This window comes from Helicobacter sp. MIT 21-1697 (assembly GCF_026241255.1).
In the GTDB taxonomy this organism is placed as follows: Bacteria; Campylobacterota; Campylobacteria; order Campylobacterales; family Helicobacteraceae; genus Helicobacter_C.
In genome coordinates, this window is record NZ_JAPHNC010000011.1 from 1 (window position 1) to 19,210 (window position 19,210).

At 39.3% G+C, this 19,210-nt stretch carries 32 protein-coding genes and 1 pseudogene; 24 read left to right on the forward strand and 9 right to left on the reverse strand.

The window, feature by feature from the left end; genetic code table 11:
* From OQH61_RS08585 to OQH61_RS08640, 12 genes are all read left to right on the forward strand, one after another.
* The coding region (locus OQH61_RS08585; protein ID WP_266027015.1) for a Mu transposase C-terminal domain-containing protein at positions 1 to 588 on the forward strand (588 nt) is incomplete at its 5' end.
* Between the two features lie 113 nt (positions 589 to 701).
* Positions 702 to 1,580 carry an AAA family ATPase gene (locus OQH61_RS08590; RefSeq protein ID WP_266027016.1) on the forward strand — a complete coding sequence of 293 codons (879 nt, stop codon included), beginning with the start codon at positions 702 to 704 and terminating at the stop codon, positions 1,578 to 1,580.
* Between the two features lie 10 nt (positions 1,581 to 1,590).
* Entirely contained in the window at positions 1,591 to 1,770 is a 180-nt protein-coding gene (locus OQH61_RS08595) for a hypothetical protein (protein ID WP_266027017.1), read from the forward strand.
* 46 nt (positions 1,771 to 1,816) lie between these two features.
* Positions 1,817 to 2,008 carry a hypothetical protein gene (locus tag OQH61_RS08600; protein WP_266027018.1) on the forward strand — a complete coding sequence of 64 codons (192 nt, stop codon included), beginning with the start codon at positions 1,817 to 1,819 and terminating at the stop codon, positions 2,006 to 2,008.
* A 13-nt stretch (positions 2,009 to 2,021) separates the two neighbouring features.
* Positions 2,022 to 2,393 (forward strand): hypothetical protein, encoded by a 372-nt coding sequence (locus tag OQH61_RS08605; protein ID WP_266027019.1) that lies wholly within the window; start codon positions 2,022 to 2,024, stop codon positions 2,391 to 2,393.
* Complete coding sequence (locus OQH61_RS08610) at positions 2,374 to 2,853, forward strand: host-nuclease inhibitor Gam family protein (protein ID WP_266027020.1); 480 nt, start codon at positions 2,374 to 2,376, stop codon at positions 2,851 to 2,853. The genes OQH61_RS08605 and OQH61_RS08610 overlap by 20 nt, the downstream gene beginning before the upstream one ends.
* Positions 2,854 to 2,992: 139 nt before the next feature.
* Positions 2,993 to 3,964 carry an AAA family ATPase gene (locus tag OQH61_RS08615; RefSeq protein ID WP_266027021.1) on the forward strand — a complete coding sequence of 324 codons (972 nt, stop codon included), beginning with the start codon at positions 2,993 to 2,995 and terminating at the stop codon, positions 3,962 to 3,964.
* The gene (locus OQH61_RS08620) at positions 3,954 to 4,403 is read left to right on the forward strand and encodes a phage protein GemA/Gp16 family protein (RefSeq protein ID WP_266027022.1); all 450 of its coding nucleotides are present in this window, start codon (positions 3,954 to 3,956) and stop codon (positions 4,401 to 4,403) included. The genes OQH61_RS08615 and OQH61_RS08620 overlap by 11 nt, the downstream gene beginning before the upstream one ends.
* Positions 4,403 to 4,657 carry a Mor transcription activator family protein gene (locus OQH61_RS08625; RefSeq protein WP_266027023.1) on the forward strand — a complete coding sequence of 85 codons (255 nt, stop codon included), beginning with the start codon at positions 4,403 to 4,405 and terminating at the stop codon, positions 4,655 to 4,657. Before OQH61_RS08620 ends, OQH61_RS08625 begins: the two co-directional genes overlap by 1 nt.
* Before the next feature lie 145 nt (positions 4,658 to 4,802).
* A complete protein-coding gene (locus OQH61_RS08630; protein WP_266027024.1) occupies positions 4,803 to 5,075 on the forward strand; it encodes a hypothetical protein in 273 nt (90 codons plus the stop codon).
* 309 nt (positions 5,076 to 5,384) lie between these two features.
* The gene (locus OQH61_RS08635; protein WP_266027025.1) at positions 5,385 to 5,600 is read left to right on the forward strand and encodes a hypothetical protein; all 216 of its coding nucleotides are present in this window, start codon (positions 5,385 to 5,387) and stop codon (positions 5,598 to 5,600) included.
* On the forward strand, positions 5,593 to 6,054 hold the full coding sequence (locus OQH61_RS08640) for a hypothetical protein (RefSeq protein ID WP_266027026.1): 462 nt from the start codon (positions 5,593 to 5,595) through the stop codon (positions 6,052 to 6,054). The genes OQH61_RS08635 and OQH61_RS08640 overlap by 8 nt, the downstream gene beginning before the upstream one ends.
* A 346-nt stretch (positions 6,055 to 6,400) precedes the next feature.
* Here OQH61_RS08640 and OQH61_RS08645 read toward each other — a convergent pair whose 3' ends face one another.
* The 4 genes and pseudogenes from OQH61_RS08645 to OQH61_RS08660 form a co-directional block, all read right to left on the reverse strand.
* Complete coding sequence (locus OQH61_RS08645; protein WP_266027027.1) at positions 6,401 to 7,087, reverse strand: DUF4145 domain-containing protein; 687 nt, start codon at positions 7,085 to 7,087, stop codon at positions 6,401 to 6,403.
* 50 nt (positions 7,088 to 7,137) lie between these two features.
* Positions 7,138 to 7,299 (reverse strand): annotated as a pseudogene (locus OQH61_RS08650) (DNA adenine methylase); the annotation flags it as partial.
* On the reverse strand, positions 7,295 to 7,510 hold the full coding sequence (locus OQH61_RS08655; RefSeq protein ID WP_266027029.1) for a hypothetical protein: 216 nt from the start codon (positions 7,508 to 7,510) through the stop codon (positions 7,295 to 7,297). The pseudogene OQH61_RS08650 and the gene OQH61_RS08655, both read right to left, overlap by 5 nt.
* Positions 7,507 to 8,118 carry a Bro-N domain-containing protein gene (locus OQH61_RS08660; protein WP_266027030.1) on the reverse strand — a complete coding sequence of 204 codons (612 nt, stop codon included), beginning with the start codon at positions 8,116 to 8,118 and terminating at the stop codon, positions 7,507 to 7,509. Before OQH61_RS08660 ends, OQH61_RS08655 begins: the two co-directional genes overlap by 4 nt.
* A gap of 409 nt (positions 8,119 to 8,527) precedes the next feature.
* Between OQH61_RS08660 and OQH61_RS08665 the strand changes: the two genes are divergently transcribed.
* Complete coding sequence (locus OQH61_RS08665; RefSeq protein ID WP_266027031.1) at positions 8,528 to 8,743, forward strand: hypothetical protein; 216 nt, start codon at positions 8,528 to 8,530, stop codon at positions 8,741 to 8,743.
* 4 nt (positions 8,744 to 8,747) lie between these two features.
* On the opposite strand, the gene OQH61_RS08670 is transcribed toward OQH61_RS08665, so the two are convergent.
* From OQH61_RS08670 to OQH61_RS08690, 5 genes are all read right to left on the reverse strand, one after another.
* Positions 8,748 to 9,305: a hypothetical protein gene (locus OQH61_RS08670; protein ID WP_266027032.1), complete on the reverse strand. Its 558-nt coding sequence runs from the start codon at positions 9,303 to 9,305 to the stop codon at positions 8,748 to 8,750.
* Positions 9,306 to 9,314: 9 nt separating this feature from the next.
* Positions 9,315 to 10,826: an RCC1 domain-containing protein gene (locus OQH61_RS08675; protein WP_266027033.1), complete on the reverse strand. Its 1,512-nt coding sequence runs from the start codon at positions 10,824 to 10,826 to the stop codon at positions 9,315 to 9,317.
* Between the two features lie 153 nt (positions 10,827 to 10,979).
* Entirely contained in the window at positions 10,980 to 11,846 is an 867-nt protein-coding gene (locus OQH61_RS08680; protein ID WP_266027035.1) for a hypothetical protein, read from the reverse strand.
* On the reverse strand, positions 11,843 to 13,441 hold the full coding sequence (locus OQH61_RS08685; protein ID WP_266027036.1) for a hypothetical protein: 1,599 nt from the start codon (positions 13,439 to 13,441) through the stop codon (positions 11,843 to 11,845). The genes OQH61_RS08680 and OQH61_RS08685 overlap by 4 nt, the downstream gene beginning before the upstream one ends.
* Positions 13,442 to 13,518: 77 nt before the next feature.
* Positions 13,519 to 13,998 (reverse strand): DUF1804 family protein, encoded by a 480-nt coding sequence (locus OQH61_RS08690; RefSeq protein ID WP_266027037.1) that lies wholly within the window; start codon positions 13,996 to 13,998, stop codon positions 13,519 to 13,521.
* Positions 13,999 to 14,142: 144 nt separating this feature from the next.
* Here OQH61_RS08690 and OQH61_RS08695 point away from each other — a divergent pair, with 144 nt between their 5' ends.
* From OQH61_RS08695 to OQH61_RS08745, 11 genes are all read left to right on the forward strand, one after another.
* Positions 14,143 to 14,970: a phage protease gene (locus OQH61_RS08695; RefSeq protein ID WP_266027038.1), complete on the forward strand. Its 828-nt coding sequence runs from the start codon at positions 14,143 to 14,145 to the stop codon at positions 14,968 to 14,970.
* 10 nt (positions 14,971 to 14,980) lie between these two features.
* Positions 14,981 to 15,859 (forward strand): Mu-like prophage major head subunit gpT family protein, encoded by an 879-nt coding sequence (locus OQH61_RS08700; RefSeq protein WP_266027039.1) that lies wholly within the window; start codon positions 14,981 to 14,983, stop codon positions 15,857 to 15,859.
* Positions 15,860 to 15,869: 10 nt separating this feature from the next.
* Positions 15,870 to 16,091, forward strand: coding sequence for a hypothetical protein (locus OQH61_RS08705; RefSeq protein WP_266027040.1), 222 nt, complete (start codon positions 15,870 to 15,872; stop codon positions 16,089 to 16,091).
* Entirely contained in the window at positions 16,088 to 16,402 is a 315-nt protein-coding gene (locus OQH61_RS08710) for a hypothetical protein (RefSeq protein WP_266027041.1), read from the forward strand. The genes OQH61_RS08705 and OQH61_RS08710 overlap by 4 nt, the downstream gene beginning before the upstream one ends.
* A complete protein-coding gene (locus OQH61_RS08715; protein WP_266027042.1) occupies positions 16,396 to 16,734 on the forward strand; it encodes a hypothetical protein in 339 nt (112 codons plus the stop codon). The genes OQH61_RS08710 and OQH61_RS08715 overlap by 7 nt, the downstream gene beginning before the upstream one ends.
* A 1-nt stretch (position 16,735) precedes the next feature.
* Positions 16,736 to 17,080: a hypothetical protein gene (locus OQH61_RS08720; protein ID WP_266027043.1), complete on the forward strand. Its 345-nt coding sequence runs from the start codon at positions 16,736 to 16,738 to the stop codon at positions 17,078 to 17,080.
* A complete protein-coding gene (locus OQH61_RS08725; protein WP_266027044.1) occupies positions 17,064 to 17,261 on the forward strand; it encodes a hypothetical protein in 198 nt (65 codons plus the stop codon). The genes OQH61_RS08720 and OQH61_RS08725 overlap by 17 nt, the downstream gene beginning before the upstream one ends.
* Positions 17,262 to 17,450, forward strand: coding sequence for a hypothetical protein (locus tag OQH61_RS08730; RefSeq protein WP_266027045.1), 189 nt, complete (start codon positions 17,262 to 17,264; stop codon positions 17,448 to 17,450).
* Complete coding sequence (locus OQH61_RS08735) at positions 17,447 to 17,761, forward strand: phage holin family protein (protein ID WP_266027046.1); 315 nt, start codon at positions 17,447 to 17,449, stop codon at positions 17,759 to 17,761. Before OQH61_RS08730 ends, OQH61_RS08735 begins: the two co-directional genes overlap by 4 nt.
* Before the next feature lie 130 nt (positions 17,762 to 17,891).
* The gene (locus tag OQH61_RS08740) at positions 17,892 to 18,440 is read left to right on the forward strand and encodes a DUF5675 family protein (protein ID WP_266027047.1); all 549 of its coding nucleotides are present in this window, start codon (positions 17,892 to 17,894) and stop codon (positions 18,438 to 18,440) included.
* A gap of 20 nt (positions 18,441 to 18,460) precedes the next feature.
* Positions 18,461 to 19,114, forward strand: a complete 654-nt coding sequence (locus OQH61_RS08745; RefSeq protein ID WP_266027048.1) for a hypothetical protein — start codon at positions 18,461 to 18,463, stop codon at positions 19,112 to 19,114.
* Positions 19,115 to 19,210: the final 96 nt, after the last annotated feature.

The window sequence follows — 19,210 nt, forward strand, 5'->3', positions numbered from 1 at the left end:
AGAATCCACGAATATGAGCTTATCGCGCGACTAGCTCCGCTCCAAAGACGCTCTGTAAATAAAAAAGGTATCGCTTATGGTGGGCTATGGTATCAAAGTGCGGCGATGTTCGCACACACGAGCGTGTATGTCGCTGTGAATATTAATAATACCAAAGAGCTTTTTATGTATGACAAGAATCATCACTTCATCGGCGTAGCACACAATCTTGATGATGAGGAGATAAGTGCTGAAATGGCGCGCGGTGCGCAAAAAATCTTTAATAAAGAACTCAAAGCCATTAAAAGCAAGATGAAACAAGCGCGAGATGAGATAGAAGCACAATTCCCAGAAATGCTCCTTAAAGCCGCAAAGAAAATGCCAAAAACGCATATTCCTAAACTCAAGGCAATCAATGATAGCAATCTCTATCAAGCAAAGCTTTTAGATGAGGCTAAGAAAAAGGCTGTCGGGGCTGAAATTTTAGATACGCACAAAGTGCTTATCCATACCTGTAAAACTATAAAGGAGGTGGAGAGTGAAGCATTAAACAAAAAAGCTCTAAAAGATGTGAGCTGGGAAGCAGCAGTGTTAAAAAGGGAATCTTGATAAAACCTTAAGAACTCGCTTGACAACCAAGCATAGCGCGGTTGTAAGCGTATCCTTTAGGCGATACTTTGGGCTTAGCTCAAAGTATCAAGACATTAATAAAAGGAGATTATATGACAAAATGTAATTTAAATCAAGTGCGAGAGGAATTAGAGGTATTTTTAGATATGCAAAATGTCTCTCAAGCTGCTCTAGCAAGAGCTTTGGGCATTAGTGCAGCGAGCATTTCTACCTTTCGTAAAAGCGAATATAAAGGCAATAATGAGGAGCTAGGGCGCAAAATCAAGCTGTATTTAGATGATTATGCGAATAAAAACAAGGCAAATGCGAAAAAAGAAAAGGTGCAAGTGTATGAGAGCTATGATAAGCAAATGGCGGATTTTGTCATCAATGAGGCGATAGCAGATAAAGAGATAGCTATCATCACAGGTGTGGCAGGAAGCGGTAAAAGCACGATTGCCAAAGAGTATGCGCTCACCCACCCTAATGCGATTTTGATTGAAGCGACTTTGCATACAAGCGCAAGAGTGCTGCTTGATGAGCTAAGTGAGAGATTACATCTTACAGGCGGGAGAAATCTGCACGAAAAAGTGCTCCTTATAGCCAAAGAACTTAAAAGGCGCGATGTCGTCATACTCATTGATGAGGCGGAGCATTTGAGTGTGAGGGCATTAGAGGATTTACGCAGAATTTGGGATTTTAGCAATGTGCCCCTTGTGCTTTTTGGGACAGAGATTCTCTTAAAGAATCTAATGGGTAAAAATGGCGAGTTGCGACAGCTCTACTCACGTATAGGTGGCAAATGGAATATGAAAGGTTTAGCGCGTGAAGAATGCGAGAGGCTCTTTGCACAGGGCATTTATCCCTACACAAAGGGTAATTTTAGGAGCAGTTCAAAGCTTTATAGGAGAGCGTGCAGGCTTGCGCAGCTTCATAATGTCCAGCTAGATAAAGATATTATTGCACAAGCTTGTGCGATGATTATTTTGTAAGGAGAGAGATATGAAAAATGCAAGAACAGGTGCATTTGACGCACAAGGAAATGAGTTTAAAGAGGGAGATAGAGTAGTAGGGATTTTTGGCGAGGGTATCGTGGTGTATGTGCCTCATCTCCACAAATATATGATAAATCTTGGAGAGCATTACTACGAGCTTGAGGATAGCTGGATTATATTGTATTAAGGAGGAGAGCTATGACGCTCTATATTGCTAATTTAGGAGGTGCAAAGTGAAAATCAAATTATGCAAGAGTAAGAATAAAGTAGGTGCTAGGGAGTTTTTTAAGCCCTTTTATATTTATGGTTTGAATGCGAGGTATTTAAGCTCACATTTTTTCGCAAACAAGGGCTATATCTATCAAAAAGGAGGTGTGGAATGCTTGAAAAATGGCTATAAATGCGTTGATGTGATAAAAAAATAACAAAGGAGAAACAATGGTAATCTATGTGAGTAGTCCTTATAAGGCTGTGCTCAATGCGGTAAATGATAGCGCAGAGGCGAAATCTTTGATTATAGGCTATGCGATTGAAGGCGCACAAATCATCAAAGAAATGGGATATACCCCGCTCTCCCCTGTGCTTAATTTTGAGGGAGTATATGAAGAGGAGAGTGAGAGAGAAGTGATATTAAAGGCTGGATTGGAGCTTTTAAAGGTATGTGATGGAATCTTGATTGTCAATACACCTTATAGCGATACTTCAGCGGGAATGGTCTTAGAACTTGAGAGTGCTAAAAGGCTCAATCTTGCGCTTTATGAAACTCTCTTAGATGAAAAAGGAGGCATTAATGGAATTAAAGAGCTTTGAAGATGTGGATATGGGACTAAAAAGGTTGTGTGAGATTGAAGTGGCGATTGCTCATATTGAGGGTGAGGTAACACTTGCTTGTAATAAGATAAAAGAGGAGCATAAGCCTCAAGTAGAATCTTTAAGCAATGAGGCAAACTTTATCCGCGCGGAGATTGAGAATTTTTGCGAGAGCCACAAGGCAGACTTTGCGGATAAAAGAAGCAAGGAGTTAGTCTTTGGCACAATAGGCTATCGCTTAAGCAAGTCAGTGAATGTGCCGCGCGTGAAGTCAAAAGTAGAATCTTTAATCGCTGCGATTAAAAGCTTTGGTCTAAGAGAATGCCTCATATATGAGGAAAAGCCTAATAAAGAGGCTTTGGCAGAGCTAGATGATAGCTCGTTAGTCAAGCTTGGATTAAAACGCGTGGTAAAGGATAATTTCCGCATTGAGCCAAAGATTGAGGCATTAGAACATTAAATGAGAATAGGTTGTGGGGATTCTCACAGCTTATTCCATAAAATCCCGCAAGGGCAAAACGAAGTTTCTTTAGAAAATGTGTAAAGCGCTTTAAAACAGCGTTTAAAGAGTGTTTTATACATTTTATAAGGAGAGAGATATGCTAGAGTTTTTAGAATCTGTAACTTTAAAAGAGGAGCATTTGAAAGAAAAGGTGGAGTTTTTAATCCAGCCCTTTTTGCCAAAAAAGATGATTACGACTATTTACGCCGATGGTGGCAATGGCAAAAGCTATTTAAGCGGGAGCATTGCCAAGCAATTAGCCAAAGATGAGCGCGTAAAAAAGGTGGTGTATATTGATTTGGATAATCCTTTAAATGTGCTTGTAGAGCGAGGATATGATAGATTACTCCTTAAAGAGCCAAAGATTTCATATATTCATCGGAGCTGCTTTAATCTCAAACCCTTTGAGCTACTCCTCAAGATAGAGAGTGAGGCGATAGGGCATAATTATGATGGATATGTGTTTGTGTTGGATTCTTTGCGGAATTTTGTAGATATTGATAATGATAGAAGCGCAATGGCTCTTTTTGATATAATGATGAATATACGAGAAGCTGGGGGAAGTATCCTCGCCCTACATCATAGCAATAAAGATGGCAAAAATTTCAAAGGCTCAAGCCATATTAGAAACTCCACAGATATTATGTATCGCTTAAGTCGTCTTGTAGGCTATGAGGGATATGTGAGCGTGCATTTGGAAGCGCAAAAAGAACGTGCGGGGATAGAATCTGTGGCTTTGGGGATTGATTGCAACTCTTTAGGGCTGCATTTTATAGAGAGCAAAATCGCTAAGATGAATGAGAAACAAAAAGATTTTGTGGCAAAAGCAAAAGAAGTGCTTATGGCAGGAGAGTGCAATAAAACACAGCTTCTCTTAGCGTGTGGATATGAAAAAGGCGATAAATGGGCAAGAGAGACGCTAGAACACTTTGAGGGGTTGTTTTGGGAGGCAAGGGCAAAAGGAAAAAATAATGCACTTCTTTATCGTGTGATTACAACACCTACAACACTTACAACACCGCGTAAAATAGGGACTTTTAACGAGGGAGGAGAAAATAATGAGCACTGAAGTTTCTTTAGATGAAATCCCGCAAGGGCAAAACGAAGTTTCTTTAGAAAGTGAATTATCGCGCAAAAGAATGCTATGTGCTATCCATACGCACCCACGATACAAGTCTATCAAGGAAGCTAACGCGTGGGAAGTGTGGTTAGAGGTGCGCTATGGGGTGGATTCTTGTAAGTTCCTTAATAATGCGGAGCTTGCAGAAGTGCTTGATATTTTTAACTACAAAGTGCCTGATAGGGACTATACACAAAGAAAAGGCGACATAAGTGCGGCACAAAGGGCAAAGATTGAGAATATAATGAATGAGCGAGGCTTTGAGCGTGAGGGCAAGATAAACTTTATCGTGCGACAACTTGGGACTTTTAAACCTATATGGGCACTCAACAAAGCAGAAGCAAGCAAGGTCATCACAGGCTTACAAAAGATTATAGGAGAGCGATAATGGATAAGCATTTGTTGGAGCAAATTTGTGAAAGCTATAAGGCTGGTATGAGCTGGGAGAAAATCTATAAGACTTATGGGGGCGTGAGCGTGTATATCCCCAAAGTCTCGCCCAATGCAAAGGAAAAGGTTATAAAAGAGTTTAATGGCTATAATGCCTCGTTTTTGGCGCATAAGTATAATTTGAGTGAGAATACTATACGAGAGATAATAAGGGAGAGTAAGAGGAAAGGGGGAGAATCTGCGGAGAAGTGAAATGGTGAAAAAATGGACGATATTACTTTTGCCCCTTGAAGTTTGGGTAAGGCTTTGGCTTTGGGGGCAAATAAAACTTTAGGAGATGATTATAATGAAACAAAAAGTTTTAAACAAAAAAGAATTCGAACGAATTTAAAAAAAAATGGAAAAGTATGAAATAAATGCTTTTTACTTAGGCTTTGATAGTGATAATGATAGAAAAAGAGAAGAAGTTATTGATGAACTTATAAATAGTGGAATAACTTACTATCAGTCAGAAAAAGACAAAACAAATGGCATTATCACTTATCCTATGCCAGAATATAAGCAAGATATAGCTAATGAAATTAAATCTATTGTCAAATTTAAATCAACAAGATTTATTCTGATTCCCTTAACAGAAACGAATCTTCAGCTTTATAGTATAAAATTTTAATTTTCAAGCTCCAAACCCTTTCAAAGCCTAAGGAGCTTCCCTAGCTACAATTAATATTTTATTGATATTTTTATCCTTAAAGTCTTTTGTATGTTGCAAAGTTATGTCTTGATTTACGCTGCATATAAATGGTAAAATGTAAAAAAAGGTTTAATAATGTGTGTTAATATACAATATTCAGACATTTTAAACACAAACAAATCTTAAGATTTGTTTGCTCAATGTCTATTCCGTAATGGTGGTGGCATAAAAGATATGGTATATTTTATGCTTGTCATTTTTGATATTTAGTATCAAAGGAGGCTAGAAATGGCAAAGCTTTGCGAAGAATTTGTATTGAAGTCATTTAAAGAGGATGGCTCTTATCTCAGTGAGTCTCGAGACATCTCACCCGAGAAAGTATGTAATGAAACGCCTCAAACAATCCGAGAAAGCATTCTTAATGGCAATCACAAGGATGTAGAGAATACATTAAAATCTTTAGAAGAAATAGAAGCATTTGACAAGGCTTTTAGTAATGAATAAATGCAATGAAAGCATTGCGAGCTTAGAGGAAGAAGCTAGATTTATTACAAGTGTGCTTAATGCCTTTTTTGAGATTCTTGAAAGTAAAAATATCATTGAAATTTCTAATCCTCATAAACAAAAAATCTTTAAAGAAGTAAATCAGCATTACAAAGCACACCGCGATACTTACAAAAAGATATGTTATGTAAAAAATGGTGATATTTTTAAAATTATTTCTTGGGCTGCAATGTTTCTTTATCAAGAAAAAGAGACAAAGGCAATCCTACTTATTGCGTGTGCTTATATGAATGAGCAATTAAAAAAGATTAATCGGCAGGTTTCTAAAGAACTCATTTGTAAAATTGTAGAAATGCTACTTAATGATAGCAAAAAGGATAATGTTGCTATTGGTAAAAATGGCTTGTATATGTCTTTTCGCCTTGCAAGTGAAGTAAAACAAATAAAGCTTTGAGAGTTTGAAGATATAGAATCAGACAAACTAAAAAGCAATAAGATACTTAAACAAACACTTATAGAATTTCATAATGCTATTTCGCACTTAGTTGCTGCATATTATGGGAGAAATCAAGAAAATAACAAAAATAGAGCAATCAATCATTTTAAAAGAGGAGCTTTAGATTCTTATAAAGCCATTAAAGATTTTTATCACTTTCACAATGCCAAAGAAGTTGTATATGAACCGCTATTAGAAACCATAGAAAATATCCGAAAAAAAAGAATATTTAGGCATTGGAAGCGATAGTGCTATATTTAAAGAGTATAAAAATTTTACTAGTAGTCTAATTGCAAATATTTAATTACTTCCCATCTCTTCTTTTTATAGCTGCTTTTTCACCCTCTGATATATTGTCCTCAAAAATACTATCAAGCTCTTTGGGGCGAGTTATCATCTCTCGGATAATAAAATTAAGTATTTCAAAGAGTTTGTAGGCAATCTGCGGATTATCGTTTATATCTAGCTCTTTCATAGAATGCACCGCATTATTGCCTGTGATACGCACAATATCCAAAGCCTTTTGCACCTTTGCTGGAAGCCCCAATTTGACAAGTTCTTTAATATCCTCATTGATATTCTTGCCCTTAAGGCTTTTGTATTCTGCAAAGTTATCCCTTAAATATACCATTAGCTCCTCCAAAGCTAAACGCAACAAAGCGCAAGCTGCTCTAGGAGAATCCCCCAAAACACCAGAAGCCTCTATATAAAGTGCTTTGATAGATTGAGGCATATCCTCTGCTGGAGGAATAGCGGTTTGCTTGGGATAGAGCATTTCCGCTACTAATTGCGGTTTGTCTTTTTGCAAAAAGCCATATTTTTGCCAAAGGCTATACTCATAGCATACTTGACATACTGCGATACAAATAGAATAACCTAAATCATAAGTTGTGCCAGAGTGTAAGTTCTTCCACTCCATTTGCGCCAACACATTACAATGTGGGCAAGTAAAAGCTTTTTTATCTATACTTGGTATTTCGTAATTGTGCATACAATCTCCTTACTTAAGACATAAAGAAATTATCACATAAAAGCTTAAAATTAACAACCCATCACAATAACCTCCCTTGCCCTCTTTCTTACTTTGATATTCAGCGAGTATCGCACCTCTTTGCTCTCTAAGATTCTAAAGTCCTTATATAGCTCTCTCACTAATGCACAATCATTATAGCTTAGGATAAATTGCCCCTGCAAACTTTTAAGTGTATGCAAGAAATTCATCTACTTTGCCTAACTTATCTACCAAAACATCTAAACTATCGCAAAAGAAGATAAATTCCTCCTTGCATAACTCCACTCCGCCATATTGGAGAGCATATCCACACATATCCATTATCGCGCAAAGTCCTTGTAAATCGTGCTGCACTTCAAGGATTTGGTCTCTTGCGTCAATTTTATCTTTAATTTCTCTCATTTTCTCTCCTTATATTTTCTTACACTAGATTCGCTCACTCCAAGTGCTCGGACAATTTGCATTGTGCCCATTCCATTTTTATGGAGCTCTTGGATTTTTGCAATGATTTCTGTTGAATGCTCTTTGACTTTACTTCTAGGATTGTGTGTTTTATAGAAGTTTATAAGCTCTTTTTGAGCAGATAAAAGCTCATCTTTAAGGTTTTCATTTTGTTTTTTCAAGGCATCTTTACTTAAATTAGAATCCCTTAGCTCTGCAATCAAAGTAGATTCAGCATTTACATAATAACCTTGCTTTCTAATGCTTGGCAAAACTTCAGAGGTTATCCATTTTTTAAAAGCTTTAGCTTGGGGCTTTTTGCTTCCTAAAATAGCGTTGTATAAACCACTTTCGTTGATAATTTTAATAGCTGAAGCGTGCTTTGAAAAACCACCTGCCAAATCGGCAGATAGTTCCATAATCTCGTCATCATCAAGCCTACGCAACATCATAGCGGTTTCGCTATATTCCAATGCCTTAGCAATATCCATAGCTACAAAATAAGGCTTATCCTCAATAAGCCCACCTCTAACTTTAAAACCATTTTGATTAAACACTTGCAACTGCATAGCTTACTCCTTAGATTCTAAATCTTTAATGCGCTTTTCACAAGAGCGCAAACGCCACTCATTGACACCCACCCAACCTGCTAGAACAATTAACATCACAAACTCTATACTCATTTTTACTCCTTTTGTGTTAAAATACGCTCACACAATGATTAAGCCCCCTCTTAGGAGGGGTTTGCCTAGCTTGTTAAGAGCTTGGCGATTGCTAACACATAGAAAGCAATTTGTAAGACTATCGCGATTAATCTTAGCTTTTTCATTGTGCCTCTCCTTGTCTTTTGGATTTAAATTAACTAATTTAGTTAATTTATGATATAATTATATATTATTTTAATCATTGTGTCAAGGCTTTTATAATTATTTTAGTTATTTTTATATACAATTCTAATTATTTCAATTAAGGGGAACAATGAGGAATGCAGATTTTGAGCATAAACTTGAGCAGCTAGGACTTTCTAAAAAAGAATTTACCACTCTTGTAGGAATGCCCTACCAAACGCTAATGAATTGGAAACAAAAGGAGCAAACTCCTGTATGGGTAGATTCTTGGCTAGAGAACTATGCTAAAGCCAAGATATTAGACGATATAAGTCAGGTCTTAAAACCTTATCTAAAAAATGTATAGATTTCTATTCTGTTGCATTTTGTTCTATTTGTGTCCTTACCCTCTCATAATCCTCCCAGCTCAGTGCATTTATACTCTCAACACAATCTAGCTCCAACAAATGACTCTTTAGAATCCCGCATTGATAAATGATTGCATTCTTATGAGCGAGGCTATCTGCAAAGACTTGATTGAGTTGTGCCTTTGTATGGGCATAGTTGGCTTTAGGCTCTGCGCCTTTGCGCGCTCTTAAAAATCCATCACTTTTTGCCAAAACAGACGCAAGGAGGTTGAGCTGGTCTTCTACACTCATATCATAAATGTGAGTTTCGCCAAGTGCGGCAGATTCAAAGCTTTTTAAAAGAGTAGCGCATTTCTCATTGAACTCCTTTTCTTTTTGCGCCCTTGCTTGTGCTATTTGCTCTATATGCTGATTGTGTAAGCTTGGGGGGAGCTGGGAGAGGATAAATGGCTTTTTTAATGATGCTGCTTTGACATAAATCTTTCCCTCCTCTTCGCCCACATAGATAAATTCACCTTGCACCTCTAAGGCTTTGTCCGCTTGTAATTCGTATATGTTCATTCTCACTCCTTATTGTTTTTGTAGTGTGGGCGTGGTGTATTTGAGACTCCCATCTCTTGTAGTCCCACAGGCATAAATTTCATTATCAGCTATCACTACCAAATGCGCCTCCGCCCCGAAACATTGCAACTTGTATTGCTTGAATGCAGGAGGAAGCGGCACTTGTTGCCATATCCTTGTATTGAGCACATTGCCAATGCCAAGTGCGCCATCGGTGTTAAAGCCAAAGGCAAGTAGAGTTTGGGAATCTTTTATTTTGGCTACTACGCGTGTGTTTGCCCTATCCCAATGCTGCACACTCTCTACATTTTCTAGCACTATTGCAGCTTTGGCATTGACTGCTGTATTGTCATTTCCATAGCCAAATGCGCCTCTGCCCCACGCATAGAGATTGCCATCACAATCTAATGCGAGAGCTGTGCCACCAATACTTGCAGGAAATATATCAACAATCCCGCTTAATGGCTCTCCCCGCTCATCTAAAAGTGTGGTAAAGATATTGATATTTCCTACTGCACTTTGGGAAAGATTGTTCTCTAGTGCGTATCCTGCGCCTCGCACACTGCCGTCCTCTAACACAATCATAGCCGTGCAATAGTGTGCATTACTTGCCGTGATACTTGCTTTGGCAAGTTTGACTTTTTGATTAAAGCTCAATTTAAAGGGCAAAGTCAGATTCGCATTTGCGCCATTTCCGCACGCTCCTTGCTGATTATGTCCGCATACATAGAGTGCGCCCTCATTATCAATAGCCATAAACATACCCGCATTCCCATTGCTGCATAGAAAAATGTCTTGAATATCGCTTAAATGCGGATTTTGTGTCCAAGCAGAAAGAGGCAGAGTATTGCCCACTCCAAGCTCTCCTATGGTATTGCTCCCGCACACATATACTAAGCCATTTTCAAGCAGGGCAATCGCGGATTGTTTAGCATTGCTTTCTGAAGTGCCACAGCATACTTTAAGCACACGCGCAGGAAAATCCACTCTCACAGGCAAAGTAAGGGCAGTAGTATTGCCCACTCCCGCACTCCCCTCTACATTACTCCCCCATACATAGAGGAAATTGCCCTCTTTTGGCAGAGCATAAAAGGTTGTATGTCCGCCAAATACTTCAATAAATTCTATATCACAAGGCAGTGGCACTCTTGAGAATACCGCTCCATTTGCTCTCCCGCTGCCTGTGTTGTTATTAACACTCAAGCCCTGCATATACACATCGCCATAGAAAAGCACCTCACCCTTAATATTTGTGATAATATCTTGGTATGCCAACGCGCGATAAAGGTGCATAGACAAAAGCCTTTTTGAGTGGATATTGACTTCTCTAAGGGCGTGAGTGATATTAGCTTCTACCTCCTCTTTGAGACTATCAGCGTGAGTGTTGAGAACTTGCAATGGCTCTTTTAAATCAAAATCTAGCTTTGCGAGTTCGCCTAGCTCTGCTTTTATCTCTAGCAGGGTTTGCATTTGCTGTGTTTGCTCCATAGAATCTTCTCCTTGTGGTGTTTGTGTAGGCATTTTTTCTCCTTTCTATTGATTTAATGTCTTACACACAGGAGCAAAGCCCCTGTGTGCGCCTAAAGCTTGAGTTATGACTGCTAAAGCATTCATCAACTCACTTTCTAATGTCTTGCTTCGTGGGAGTTAATCCCAGCCCTCAAAACCCCTACCTCAAGGGGCACTCTTTGCCTTTTCTATCATCGCAGCGGTTTGGTTAGCGTGGAGAGATTCTCCCACATAAAAGCCCTCTAAGTAGAGGTTATGATTGACTTCCACAGAATCTGTGCGCCCATAGATACTATTCCAATTACTTAATGCAAAATTGGCGTGTGATGTGCCACAACCCCAATCATCTCTCCCTCCGCCGCCTTTTCCATTGAGAGAGTATCTCCAGCTATTATTGACATAATTCCCTGCATTGACATTGGGTAAGCCCTCTGCTTCAAATTCACCCGCGCGGGCAAACTCACTGCAACCTTTCGCATAGACATTAGCCTTAGGTAGTCTAAAATAGCCTTTGGGGCAGTCCTCTTGCAAGCTTTTGCTTGTGTTTTTAAAATACATATACGCTAGAGGATAGTCTCTTTTTTTGAGTAAGCTCCCCGCAGGCTTAAATCCTTTGGGCAAAGATGAGCGGAAAAAAAGCACATATTGCCCGATTTTAGCTCTATTATCTAAGATTTCTTTATATTTTTGCCTTAAGCTTTTGAGCTCAAACAGAATATAGTGTGTGAGCGCACTCCACGCATCACTTTTGATTGCACTTTGAGCGCGTAGGAGGAGCTGTGCGGCTTTAAGGGCTTGATTAAATTGTTTTATAAACGCCTCGTGTTGGGAGGAAAGCTCTTTTTGTCCCTCCTTGATGACTTCTTGCGCCCTCTCAAAGGTGCTCTCGCCAATGTTAGAAATATCTACACCAAAGGCATTAAGCTCCTGCGCAAAAGCAGGCAAAGCCTCTACAAACGCATCGGCTCTTATATCAAAACTTGCTGTGTCATTGGTAGTAGGCGGTGTGGGAAGTGGCGTGATAGTTCTCATACATACTCCTTTGCTGATTTAAAAAGAGGTTTGAACTCTTGTTGTGCCTTTGCAATGGCTTTATAATCTGTCCTATGAGCTTTATTAAGTGCGCACAGGGCAATATCTATGCTATCAAGCAAATCATCGTGGGCACATTTTGGATAAGTATCAAGCTCCTCTCTCAAAAGATGAGCATTTGTATCAATGAGCATATCTCCTTGTGTAAGCAATGGGGAGAGGCTATCTAGCCTTATGTTTTTGTGTGCAGTGTTTCTTATGCCAATCACAGGCACAAATAGCCCAAGAGCATTGAACTTTGATTTAAGCGTAGTCTTAAAAAACTCTTGAAAAGCAATCTCCTCACAAGCAATGGTAATAGTAGGCGTGATTTTGGCACTTTTAAGATACAAGGCAATGATTTTATCTATCATCTTATCAGGCGTGATTTTATAGCCCAGTGCGCTTGCGTAGATTGTTTTATTGTGCTTATGAAAATACAGCACACTCAAAGCAAAATAATCCCCCCTTGCCTTTCCTAAACTTGGGTCTATGCCAATGGTGATAGAATCTATGCTTTGGGGCAGCACATCATAGGTGCTATAAGTGCTAAGAGGCGCATTTTCTTTATCAAGCGGGAGATTTTGAAATTCTGAATAAAAACTCGCGCTATCTTGGAGATAATCACTCAAAATATCCTTTATATTCGCATTTTTATCATCAAGCTTAAAGCCTTTGGGCTTAAAAGTATGGAGAGTAGCAGGAGAGAGCTCTTCTAAATTCGTAGGAAATGCTAGCACCAAAGGAAAATTAAAGGTTTTAAAATCCTCTCGCGCAGCACATCTTTGCAAAAGGCTATCATAATGCAAAGTCGTGCCTACAAGTAGAATCTGATAGGTAGAGCTAAAGCGCGAGGGCAGCTTCAAAATAGCTTTATTAAACCATTTATAGAGCTTGTCCCTTTGTGTTTTGCTCTCAATATTCTCATCATTTTCTATATCATCACACACAATCAAATCAGGGCGCATTGATAAAAAATTGCTCCCGCGAATCTTCCTCTGCGCCCCAAAGGCTTTAATCTTGCAAGGCTTGCCATCTACGCAAAAGCTCATCTCCTCTGCACTCCACACATTAAAAGGTGTGAGCGCAAAATCTCGCTTTAAATTGACATTATCCTCTAGCTCTGTTTTGAGTAAATCAATGCCCTCTTTGGCTAAATCAAGCGTGGAGCTAATGAGTAGCACATATCGCTTTTGCCCGCGTGAAATTTGCCAAAGACTAAAGAGCCTTGAGATAAGCGTTGTTTTTGCCGCGCCACGATAGGCTTTAATCACAAGTTTATTCTCTTTGATATGCGGAAGCTCCTCATACACCCATTTTCTAAACACAGAGCTTTCATTGATTTTAACTTCGCTTCGGGCAAGTAAATTGCCCTTGCTCCTAAAGCCCTGCGGGGGGCACTCATTTTGAAATCCTATGTGATGTCCTAAATAGGTTTGGACAAAGAATCTAAAATCCTCTTTGGCTCTTTTGCTCCTTTGTTCTTTATCTTTGTCATTGAGTGTGGGCAAAGCTTTAAGAAATGCTCTTAATTCATTAATAGACATTTCACTCATAAAAATACCTTTTTAAACCCATTTAAATGGCTTTAAAATCGTTTTAATATGAAAGGGCAAGGGGTAGATATGTTTTTTCATCTTTGCTCCTTAAAAACCTTATTAATGATTTTTTCCGCATTTTGTCCCAAAAACTCTACGACAATCGTGTTATTTTCCTCTAGGGCAATCTTTGCAATCTCATTGATGGTTTCTTTTGCTGTTTGCATAAGCTTGTTTTTAAGCGAAAATTCATCATTTTTGGGAGCTTTCAAGCGCCAATATGTTTGCGCATACTGATGCAGCTTCTCTAATGTGCTCGGACTTAGCTCATCGCTTTTGCTCTCTTCTATAAATTTCTCAAAGCTTGAAATGAGTGTGCTTAAAAACACCGCTTCTTTATCTTTTATAGAATCCACATCGCGTCTTGCATTTAAAAGTAGATAATCCCAATTAATCCCCGCTTTTAAATCTGCTTTTTTATGATAGTAAAAAGTGCTACGAGCGATATGGTGCATTTGGCAAATATCATTTATATCAACTCCTGCGATATAGGCTTCTCTGATTTTTTCTCGCAATTTCTTTCCTTAAGATACTTTTTATAAGCGCAACTCTATAACGCTACTGCTCTGTTTTTTTGTAAGGATTTTAGGAAATTTAAACAAGGAGCAAAACTACACTTTCATCATTGCTTTATGCAACTAAGTCTTAAAGGAGCAGCTATGAAGGACATCATTTGCCTTTATGAATGCAACAAAATAGGAAGTGGAGAGAAAGTAAAAATCAGCCCAAGCGGAGAGTTTGTAGGCATTGATGGACGCAAATATTCTCTTGATGCTGCCAAAGTGATACAAAACACCGCTACTTTGGGTGTGGATTTAATGCTTGATAAAAACCACGAAGACAAAGAGGCTATGGGGTGGTTTGATTGCAAAAGTTTGGAAGAGAGAGAAGATGGGATTTATGCGAGCTTGGAGCTTAATTCCGCAGGAGAAAGTCTTGTGCGAGATAAGATTTATCGCTATCTCTCCCCTGCGTATGCAAAAGGTAAGCTAAGCGATGGCGTATGTGAGGTGGTGCGTATAGCAAGTGTGGGATTAGTCAATCGTCCCAATGTCTTAAAAGAAGCACTCAATAAAGAAAAAGAAGGGGCTGAAGTGGGATTAACTCCCAGCGAGCAAGAAATTCAAATGAGAGAACAAGGAGAGAAAATGAACGAGCAAGAAATAAAGGCTTTACAAGAAGAGATTAAAGCACTCAAAGCGCAAAATGAGGCACTTGTGGCAGAGATTAAAGCACTCACTGAAGAAAAAGGCGCACTTGAACACAATGCCATTAAAGAAAGGGTAGAAAATGCCATCAAAAATGGTGAAATGCTCCCCTCTCGCAAAGAGAGTGCTTTGGCTCTCAACAAAGAAAGTTTAGATTCTTATCTTGAAATCGCAAAAAGCGAAGCGCAAAATGTGCTCAAAAATAAGAGCCTAAACTTGAGTGTTCAGGGCGAACAAGAACAAATTGATGAGGGTGTAAAAGCCCAACTTGGTATCTAAAGGAGAAACAATGGCACAACTTAATTCCGCCTATATGGCACAAGTAAGCAAGGGACTTTCAAAGGTATTTAATGATGCGCTAAAGAGCGAAAATGAGGATTATAAGAAAATCGCCACAGAGATTAATGCCAACACTTTGAGCGTGGATTATGGCTGGGTGGGTGATATTCCAAATATGGTTGAATGGACAGGAGAGAGGACACTTAAAGATTTAAGCGCGAATCTTTACACCATTACGCGTAAAAAATGGGAGAGCACTATCCAAGTATCCCGCGATGTCATTGAATATGATAGCTTAGGCGTGGTAAAGCCAAGAGTGCAAGCAATGGCAGAAGCGGTGCGAGAACATTATGATGAGATGACATTTGGGCTTTTAGAAGCAAATAGTGCGTGCTATGATGGCAAGAACTTTTTTGCAAATGACCATATTGTGGGAAGCTCTACTTTTAAAAATCTCTTTGACTTGCCGCTTAATCAAGAGAATTTTCTTGCATTGCGCACAGAGATGAGAGGGGTGAGTAACGAATATGGCAATCCTCTTAGAATCCGCCCTTCATTGCTTGTCGTCCCACCAGAGCTTGAAGTAGAAGCGATTAAAATCCTTAAAGCTCAAACGCTTGCAAATGGAAGCTCAAACATCACTTATGGAATGTGTGATTATTTGGTGAGTGATAGGCTTACAGATGAAAGAGCGTGGTATCTTTTTGACACAACACGAGTGCTTAAGCCTCTTATCTTGCAAATCAACAAAAAAGTAGAGTTCGCAGGACTAGATAAGCCAAGTGATGAAAATGTGTTTATGCGGGATACTTTCTTATATGGAATCCGCACTGAAGATAATGCAGGATATGGATTGTGGCAGCTTGCGCTTAAATCCAAACCAAATTAAGGAGGGTATCGTGGGAAATAGAGATAATGCGAGAATCTTGCGCGAGCAAGCTGCGTTTGAGCACACTTCTAACAATTCTACGCTTGAAAATCTTAATGAACAGCTTTTGGCACTAGAGACAAGAGTGAGTGCTTTAGAGCAACATTTTGAGGCAGAGGCTCAAGTTGAGGAAGAAGAGCTAAGCACTGATGAGAGCGAGACGGCGAGAGCTCAAAAAAAAGGCAAAAAATGATTGAGAAATTGCGCTTTAGGGCAACGCATTCTTTGGCAAATCCAAGTGAGGTAACCGATGAAGTGTTGCATATTGCCCTCAAAGAGAGCGAAGAAATATGTAAAGATAGAGATGTAAAGGATTATGCAAGGCTTGATATTGCCTATATCCGCTTAAAACTCTATCTCAAAATCGCACTTGAGGGGCAAGATGAGCTTTTGCTCAAAAATGCGCTGAATGTTGTAGAGCAATCCCCGCTTATTTGTGATGATGGACAAAAGACATCAGGGACACACTATCAAAGCGACATAAGGGAGAGTGTGTATTGTTAAGTGATTTTTTTGAACAAATGCTTGCTTTATGCAAAGACTGCATTCCTTTAACTCACCCCACTATCACGCAAAGTGGAAATTATTTGCTTTTTGAGGGTTGTGAGGGATTTGGTGAAGATGTGGAGACTTATCATTATAAGATTCTCATAGCAGGACATTCTCTTAATGCCTCCGATGCAGGGATTATTCTCAAAGCCCAAGAAATATTGCATTCTCTCAAAAGACACGCTTTTAGGAATGGCACACTTAAAGTGCGTCATCTCACCCTTTCACAAATAAATGAGGGGTTGTTTGTCTATGAGATGAAGATTGAACTCAAAGTAAGGAGGTAGTATGAGATTTTATATTATTTGTGGGCTGCTCTTTGGTGTTTTTGGCGCACTTTTATTGTGGCAAAGCAGTGTTATTGACACAAAGGTGCAAAATGAATTGCTCAAAAACCATATTTCACACCAAAATCAAGCCATTAAAGAGCAAGCCTTGCAAAAAAGTGAGATTGAAGCTTATAACAAGCAAAGTGAGCGTGTGATGAGCGATTTTCTAGCAACATATTATACCGCAGGGCAGCAGGATAAAAGTGAGCTCACACATCTTAATGATGAGAATCTTGGAGATACACTCAAAGAATTACAGGAGGTGGAATATGCGCTTAAAGTGTTTTATGCCTCTTCTCCTTAGTGCTTTGCTTTTAAGCGGGTGCTCAAGGGTGGTGTATGAAGAAGTGCTTATCCCCACAAAATGCGATGTAGCAAAAAGAGAGCGACCAGTCAAAAGTGGTAAAGTCAGTAACGATGTGAAAGCGATTTTTGCTTATACACAGGCTTTAGAGCGAGATTTAAAAATGTGCAGAGGAAAATAAATGAAAACACTCTTACAACTCAAGCGATTTTGGTTTTATTTTAGGTGGTTTTTGATTGGGAAGTATCACTGCGATATTTCACCCGCTCTTAAACGATTTTGGTTTGTCATACACAAGGCTTTGTGGGGTGTGATTATCATTTCTGTGGCTTTAAGCGTAGGCAGAGTGATTGAGGGAGGTGTGATGTGATTGAGCATTATATAGAGCTTTTGCCTATCGCTCTTGTGGGGATACTTGCTGGGATTGTAAGTTTTTTTAATGAAGAATCACAAGAGCAAGCACAGCACCGCTCCTCCTTAAAGGTTGCCCTAAAGAGTTTGCTCACCTCAAGCTTTTTGTGCGTGATTGTGTATGCAGTCCTTAGTGCTACCGATTTGCCCTATCTTGCACGAGTGGGTATAAGTGCGGCGATTGGATTTTTTGGCGTAGAGAAAGCTATCTCTTTGGCAAAAGAGCTTTTGGCTTTCAAAAATGGCAGAAGCAAAGGAGATACACAATGAGAGAAAATAAGATTTACAAGGTGGTGCGTTTTGTGATTATGATTTCCCTTGTGCTTTCTTTAGCACTCAATGTGTATTTGTATGAATTGCTTTTTTATTGATTTTTATCACTTATTTTTAAGGAGGAAAAATGTTTAAGCTTATTATCCAAAGGACGCGTATCAGCACGCTTGCAGACGCAAAAGGTGAGAAAACAACGATTGGCAATGCCACTTTGCTTGATAGTGAGGGCAAAGTGCTTTTTAAGTGGTTTAGCGGAGAAAATGGCTCTCAAAGTAGCGATGAGCGAGGCAAAGACCACCGCATAATGCCTCGCACCTATAAGCTCAAATGGAATTTTACCAAAACCGCAGTGGCAAAAAATGGCTTTAGAAATGTAGATTTTCAAACGTGGAAAGATAAAGTAGAGCCAAAATACCACGAGCGATACACCAAATGGGGCTTTAAAAATGTCGGGCTTTTGCTCTACACTCCTGCACTTCCAAGCTTTGAATCTCGCTGCATTTTTATTCATATTATGAATACAGGCAAAGATGTAGAGGGCTGCGTAGGTTTGGGAAAAGGAAGCAACAATACGGGAATCGTGGATTCTACTACCGCAATCCAAGAGTTTTATGACTTTGTGAAAAAGAATGGGGTAGAAAACTTTGAGGTGCAAATCAATGAGATTGGCAATTAACTAAATAAAAGGAGTTTAAAATGAACAACACACAAAAGGACAATTTGTTTTTAAGCGGAGGCATAATGTATTTGCAGCCTTATTTGCCTGATGGGAGCTTGAGTGAGCAAAAGTTTGATATGGGTGCGACAGAAATTACCCTCACTAGAGAGACAACTACCGCTACGGCTTTTACAAGAAGTGCTGGATTAAAGCAAAAAATCGCAGAAGTCGTAACCGAAGAGAACTATACGCTTAAAATCAAGTGCAATAGCTTCTCTCCTGCTAATTTAGCAAATGCGCTCGGCTCTGAAATTAAGGTTGTCTCTTTTGCTGCAGGCGAGAGGCTTCCTAGTGGAGAGGTGGCGGATATTGAGTATAGCTTTATCAAAATTGATGCAGGAAGCAACCCTTTGCTTAAGGCAAAACTCATTTTTGTAGGCACGCCAGTGCAAGCAAAACAAGTTATCGGCGTGGTATATGAGGCAAATATCAAAATGAGCGGTGATTTGCCTTTGATGAGTGAGGAATTTGCGACAATGGACTTTGAGGGCAGTGCGAACAAAACCGATGAGGGCTACTATACGCACTATATTCAGCAATCCGTAGAGGAAAGCGGACAAAGCCCACAACCGCCCACACCTACACCAGAGGAGACGCAAGAGCCTACAAGTGAGGTAAGTTTTCAGAGCTAAAGCAACGGCAATCGTGAGCGAAAACTCACAAATGTGAGTGATTTAAAAAAATAGGCAAGAGATACTCTTGCCACCATAAAATAAAATCGCACGAAG

Excerpts from the sequence above, each read along its gene's own strand:
- OQH61_RS08610 (WP_266027020.1), top strand. The coding sequence starts at position 2,374 with ATGGAATTAAAGAGCTTTGAAGATGTGGATATGGGACTAAAAAGGTTG.
- OQH61_RS08605 (WP_266027019.1), top strand. The coding sequence starts at position 2,022 with ATGGTAATCTATGTGAGTAGTCCTTATAAGGCTGTGCTCAATGCGGTA.
- OQH61_RS08695 (WP_266027038.1), top strand. The coding sequence starts at position 14,143 with ATGAAGGACATCATTTGCCTTTATGAATGCAACAAAATAGGAAGTGGA.
- OQH61_RS08660 (WP_266027030.1), bottom strand. The coding sequence starts at position 8,118 with ATGCAGTTGCAAGTGTTTAATCAAAATGGTTTTAAAGTTAGAGGTGGG.
- OQH61_RS08675 (WP_266027033.1), bottom strand. The coding sequence starts at position 10,826 with ATGCCTACACAAACACCACAAGGAGAAGATTCTATGGAGCAAACACAG.
- OQH61_RS08635 (WP_266027025.1), top strand. The coding sequence starts at position 5,385 with ATGGCAAAGCTTTGCGAAGAATTTGTATTGAAGTCATTTAAAGAGGAT.
- OQH61_RS08590 (WP_266027016.1), top strand. The coding sequence starts at position 702 with ATGACAAAATGTAATTTAAATCAAGTGCGAGAGGAATTAGAGGTATTT.
- OQH61_RS08700 (WP_266027039.1), top strand. The coding sequence starts at position 14,981 with ATGGCACAACTTAATTCCGCCTATATGGCACAAGTAAGCAAGGGACTT.
- OQH61_RS08625 (WP_266027023.1), top strand. The coding sequence starts at position 4,403 with ATGGATAAGCATTTGTTGGAGCAAATTTGTGAAAGCTATAAGGCTGGT.
- OQH61_RS08630 (WP_266027024.1), top strand. The coding sequence starts at position 4,803 with ATGGAAAAGTATGAAATAAATGCTTTTTACTTAGGCTTTGATAGTGAT.
- OQH61_RS08720 (WP_266027043.1), top strand. The coding sequence starts at position 16,736 with ATGAGATTTTATATTATTTGTGGGCTGCTCTTTGGTGTTTTTGGCGCA.
- OQH61_RS08730 (WP_266027045.1), top strand. The coding sequence starts at position 17,262 with ATGAAAACACTCTTACAACTCAAGCGATTTTGGTTTTATTTTAGGTGG.
- OQH61_RS08665 (WP_266027031.1), top strand. The coding sequence starts at position 8,528 with ATGAGGAATGCAGATTTTGAGCATAAACTTGAGCAGCTAGGACTTTCT.
- OQH61_RS08655 (WP_266027029.1), bottom strand. The coding sequence starts at position 7,510 with ATGAGAGAAATTAAAGATAAAATTGACGCAAGAGACCAAATCCTTGAA.
- OQH61_RS08685 (WP_266027036.1), bottom strand. The coding sequence starts at position 13,441 with ATGAGTGAAATGTCTATTAATGAATTAAGAGCATTTCTTAAAGCTTTG.
- OQH61_RS08670 (WP_266027032.1), bottom strand. The coding sequence starts at position 9,305 with ATGAACATATACGAATTACAAGCGGACAAAGCCTTAGAGGTGCAAGGT.
- OQH61_RS08710 (WP_266027041.1), top strand. The coding sequence starts at position 16,088 with ATGATTGAGAAATTGCGCTTTAGGGCAACGCATTCTTTGGCAAATCCA.
- OQH61_RS08725 (WP_266027044.1), top strand. The coding sequence starts at position 17,064 with ATGCCTCTTCTCCTTAGTGCTTTGCTTTTAAGCGGGTGCTCAAGGGTG.
- OQH61_RS08620 (WP_266027022.1), top strand. The coding sequence starts at position 3,954 with ATGAGCACTGAAGTTTCTTTAGATGAAATCCCGCAAGGGCAAAACGAA.
- OQH61_RS08640 (WP_266027026.1), top strand. The coding sequence starts at position 5,593 with ATGAATAAATGCAATGAAAGCATTGCGAGCTTAGAGGAAGAAGCTAGA.
- OQH61_RS08680 (WP_266027035.1), bottom strand. The coding sequence starts at position 11,846 with ATGAGAACTATCACGCCACTTCCCACACCGCCTACTACCAATGACACA.
- OQH61_RS08595 (WP_266027017.1), top strand. The coding sequence starts at position 1,591 with ATGAAAAATGCAAGAACAGGTGCATTTGACGCACAAGGAAATGAGTTT.
- OQH61_RS08615 (WP_266027021.1), top strand. The coding sequence starts at position 2,993 with ATGCTAGAGTTTTTAGAATCTGTAACTTTAAAAGAGGAGCATTTGAAA.
- OQH61_RS08645 (WP_266027027.1), bottom strand. The coding sequence starts at position 7,087 with ATGCACAATTACGAAATACCAAGTATAGATAAAAAAGCTTTTACTTGC.
- OQH61_RS08745 (WP_266027048.1), top strand. The coding sequence starts at position 18,461 with ATGAACAACACACAAAAGGACAATTTGTTTTTAAGCGGAGGCATAATG.
- OQH61_RS08740 (WP_266027047.1), top strand. The coding sequence starts at position 17,892 with ATGTTTAAGCTTATTATCCAAAGGACGCGTATCAGCACGCTTGCAGAC.